Annotated in this window: 1 protein-coding gene; it reads right to left on the bottom strand. The window is 41.2% G+C overall.

Features of this window, described 5'->3' with window-relative positions:
• Positions 1–72: 72 nt before the first annotated feature.
• Positions 73–537: a methylglyoxal synthase gene (gene mgsA, locus ACRCJ0_RS18280; protein WP_417893775.1), complete on the bottom strand. Its 465-nt coding sequence runs from the start codon at positions 535–537 to the stop codon at positions 73–75.
• Positions 538–626 lie beyond the last annotated feature (89 nt).

Raw genomic sequence — 626 nt, 5'->3', positions numbered from 1 at the left:
CGCTTAAATCTATTGTTACAGGGCAAACATTACTCATCAGTCCTATTTGACGAAGAGCCCTTTTTTTCAAATTCACTCGACCAATTTCCGGCCTTCGTTGCCTTTTTCGATATTTTCTAAGATGTCATGGTTTAAGAAACCATCTTCGTATTGTTTACGCCAGTCCATAAAGCCTTCGTCTAACCCGCGAATAAGGACTTCTGCGGTACCAATATTGGTTGCTAGTGGGATATTATACACGTCACATAAGCGGATTAAGGCAGTCACGTCTGGTTCGTGGGGCATAGCTGCTAATGGGTCACGCAAAAAGATGACTAAGTCCATCTCGTTTTGTGAGATAGCCGCACCGACTTGTTGGTCCCCCCCAAGTGGGCCGGATTTAAAGCGGTGAACGTCTAATCCAGTGGCTTCGATAATACGTAAACCAGTTGTCCCTGTAGCAAATAATTCATGTTTTTCAAGAATGAATTTGTAGGCAGTTGCAAAGGACACCATCATATCTTTTTTTGAATCATGGGCAATAAGTGCAATTTTCATATAGCATATCCTCCAGTTCGTATCGGCAAATTGATTTTCAAACGAGACATTGACCTTTTTCCTTAAATTACGTTTAATAATTGCGAATG

It is taken from the genome of Aerococcus sp. L_32, from assembly GCF_050689315.1.
The sequence above is the reverse complement of the archived record's forward strand: the minus strand, read 5'-3'. Positions and strand labels throughout refer to the sequence as shown.

Bases quoted from the DNA above. Each gene is read 5' to 3' on its own strand.
- mgsA (WP_417893775.1), bottom strand. From the start codon at position 537: ATGAAAATTGCACTTATTGCCCATGATTCAAAAAAAGATATGATGGTG.